The organism is Cobetia sp. SIMBA_158 (assembly GCF_046566945.1).
GTDB lineage: Bacteria > Pseudomonadota > Gammaproteobacteria > Pseudomonadales > Halomonadaceae > Cobetia > Cobetia amphilecti.
The window spans coordinates 1-339 of the sequence record NZ_JAWJYL010000139.1 but is presented as its reverse complement, the minus strand read 5'-3'; the positions used below and the strand labels follow the sequence as shown (position 1 = coordinate 339).

Below are 339 nucleotides of genomic sequence, written 5' to 3'. Positions count from 1 at the left end.
CACTCAAATGAAGTCTAAAGCATTAGCACGTCAATTCACTAAATCTTTCTTTGATGGTGATTCAGCTAAGAATCCACTAGAGTTTGATGGTATTGGTAAGCAAGTATCAGGAACAGCACAAGACATCGACAATGCAGAAGGTACATTAACACTAGATAAATTACATGAGTTACTAGATGCGGTTGAAGGTGGGGCAGACGTATTATTCATGTCTAAAGCTATGCGACGTGAATTACAGAAAATCCTAGAAGGACAAAACCATTACATTCAAGTTGGTAAAGATGCTTTCGGACGTCCTGTTACTATGTTTGGTGATGTACAAATTCGTACTTTTGAAGA

The 339-nt window shown here is 37.8% G+C and carries 1 protein-coding gene; it reads left to right on the top strand.

Annotated elements, in window-relative coordinates:
- The coding region (locus tag R2R70_RS19335; RefSeq protein WP_410978798.1) for a hypothetical protein at positions 1-339 on the top strand (339 nt) is incomplete at both ends.